At 65.3% G+C, this 3,049-nt stretch carries 1 protein-coding gene; it reads right to left on the bottom strand.

Going from position 1 to position 3,049, the window contains the following annotated elements:
* Positions 1-260: 260 nt before the first annotated feature.
* On the bottom strand, positions 261-3,049 hold a 2,789-nt coding region (uvrB, locus tag Q8N40_RS07835), incomplete at its 5' end, for an excinuclease ABC subunit UvrB (RefSeq protein ID WP_305711417.1).

Here is a 3,049-nt window from a genome sequence, read left to right on the forward strand (position 1 = left end):
AGGCCCCGGATTTCGCAAGGGCTCCATCCGGGCTACGGCTTCTGACGTACGCATCGGCCTATCAACGTCATAGCGAGCGCAGCGAAGCAATCCATTTCGCAGCGGTACGGTTGGTAGATGGATTGCTTCGCTGCGCTCGCAATGACGCTGCGGGTGACTGATTCAAATTTCAAGCAGCGGAGCCTGTTATGGCTGCGCTTCGCGCCGACCCGTTGCTCGCAATGACGGCCGTGGGTGTCATGCCTCTGCGGCTCGCGTTGCTACCGCTTCTTCCACCCGCCCCGGTGCCCCGGCGCGCCGCCGCTGGAGCGCGGCACCGGCCCGAACTCGGGACCGGATTGCCGCGAGTCGGTGGGCTGGAAAATCTTGCTGCCGCTGCTGGCGTCGCCGAGCGAAGGCTTGCTCGGACGGGCGCCGCCGGGACGATAGGGCAGGGACTCCGGGCCGTGCATTTCGTCGAGATGGGGTTTGTGGACGCGGGAGGATGACGAGGGACCGCCGCTGCCGCTCACCCCACCCCGCGCGCCTGCGGCGCGCGACCCTCCCCCTCCAGGGGAGGGTGAAGGGACGCGCGGCGTGTTGTTGCCGCCGCGCTTCGAGGAGCCCTTCGGCAGGTTGGCGGACTCGCCGTACTTCTTCGCGCCGGCCCAGGCGCCGGCTTTGGCTGCGACGCCGCGCTGCTTGATGGTGGGGTCGTCGACCACCGCAAGCTCGGTCGCGCGCAGGCGTTTGACTTCGTCGCGGAGGCGGGCGGCTTCCTCGAAATTGAGGTCGGCGGCGGCTTCGCGCATGCGGGTTTCGAGATCGCCGAGCACGGCCTCGAAATTGTGGCCGATGCTGATGACGTCATCCGCCATGCCGCCGTCGCCGATTTCCACCAGCACATGGTCGCGTTCGTAGACGCTGTTCATGATATCGCCGATCGACTTCTTGATGCTCTCCGGCGTGATGCCGTGCTCGGTGTTGTATTCGACCTGTTTTTCGCGGCGGCGGTCGGTCTCGGCGATGGCGCGCGTCATCGATCCCGTGATCTGGTCGGCATAGAGGATCACCCTGCCGTCGACGTTGCGGGCGGCGCGGCCGATGGTCTGGATCAGAGACGTTTCGCTGCGCAAAAAACCTTCCTTGTCGGCGTCGAGGATGGCGACCAGCGCGCATTCGGGGATGTCGAGGCCCTCGCGCAGCAGATTGATGCCGACCAGCGCGTCGAAGGCGCCGAGCCGGAGGTCGCGGATGATCTCGATGCGCTCGATGGTGTCGATGTCGGAGTGCATGTAGCGCACGCGGATGCCCTGCTCGTGCAGGTATTCGGTGAGATCTTCCGCCATGCGTTTTGTCAGCACGGTGATGAGGCTGCGATAGCCGGCATTGGCGGTGGCGCGGACCTCGCCGACGAGATCGTCGACTTGCGTCCGCGCCGGGCGGATGTCGACCGGCGGATCGATCAGGCCAGTGGGGCGGATCACCTGTTCGACGAACACGCCGCCGCTCTCGTTCAGCTCCCACGCGGAGGGGGTGGCGGAGACCGCGACCGATTGCGGGCGCATCATGTCCCATTCCTCGAAACGCAAGGGACGGTTGTCCATGCAGGAGGGCAGCCGGAAGCCGTATTCCGCCAGGGTCGCCTTGCGCCGGAAATCGCCTTTGAACATGCCGCCGATCTGCGGCACCGTGACGTGGCTTTCGTCGGCAAACACAAGCGCATTGTCCGGGACATATTCGAACAGCGTCGGCGGCGGCTCGCCGGGCCGGCGTCCGGTGAGGTAGCGCGAATAGTTCTCGATGCCGGCGCAGGAGCCGGTGGCTTCCATCATCTCGAGATCGAAGGTGGTGCGCTGCTCCAGCCGCTGCGCTTCCAAGAGGCGGCCCTGGTCGTGCAACTGGTCCAGCCGCCATTTCAGTTCCGACTTGATCGACTTGATGGCCTGCACCAGCGTCGGCCGCGGCGTCACGTAATGCGAGTTGGCGTAGATCTTGATGAATTCGAGATCGTCCTGGCGGTGGCCGGTGAGCGGATCGAACTCCTCGATATTTTCCACGGTGTCGCCGAACAGGTTCACGCGCCAGGCGCGGTCTTCATAATGCGCTGGAAAAATGTCGATGACGTCGCCGCGCACCCGGAAGGTGCCACGGGTAAAATCGGCCTGCGTCCGCTTGTACTGCAGCGCCACCAGGTCGGCGATCAATTGCCGCTGGTCGATGCGCTCGCCCTTCTTCAGCGCGAACGTCATGGCGGTATAGGTCTCGACCGAGCCGATACCGTAGATGCACGACACCGAGGCCACGATGATGACGTCGTCGCGCTCCAGCAGCGCCCGCGTCGCCGAATGGCGCATGCGGTCGATCTGCTCATTGATCGAGGAATCCTTCTCGATGTAGGTGTCGGTCCGCGGCACATAGGCCTCGGGCTGGTAGTAGTCGTAGTAACTGACAAAATACTCGACGGCGTTGTCGGGAAAGAAACTCTTGAACTCGCCATAGAGCTGCGCCGCCAGCGTCTTGTTCGGCGCCAGGATGATGGCGGGGCGCTGCGTCGCCTCGATCACCTTGGCCATCGTGTACGTCTTGCCGGAGCCGGTGACGCCGAGCAGCACCTGGGTGCGGTCGTTGCGTGAAATGCCCTCGACCAGTTCCTTGATCGCGGTCGGCTGGTCGCCTTTCGGCTCGTATTCGGACTTGATCACGAAGGGTACGCCGCCTTCGGATTTCTCCGGGCGCGGCGGGCGATGCGGCGTCCAGATCTTGATCTGGCCGTCCTCGCCCTTGAATTCGGGCCGTCCGTCGCGGATCAGGCTTTCCAGTGCGTCGGCGGTGGCGGCGACGCCGAGCGCCTCCATCTTGTTGCGCGGCGGCCGCGCCAGCGCGGCAAGGTCTTCCTCCTCGGTGGTGAAGCCGAGTTGTTTGGCCAGTTCCGGGTCGAGCGTCGGGATGGTGGCGGCGGTGCCGTAATTGGCGGGCGGGGCTTCGTCGAAACCTCGGATCGCTGAGGCGCCCCCACCCTGACCCTCCCCCGCAAGCGGGAGAGGGGACGCAGGCTGTGCGTCCGCGG

The organism is Bradyrhizobium sp., assembly GCF_030693485.1.
GTDB lineage: Bacteria > Pseudomonadota > Alphaproteobacteria > Rhizobiales > Xanthobacteraceae > Bradyrhizobium.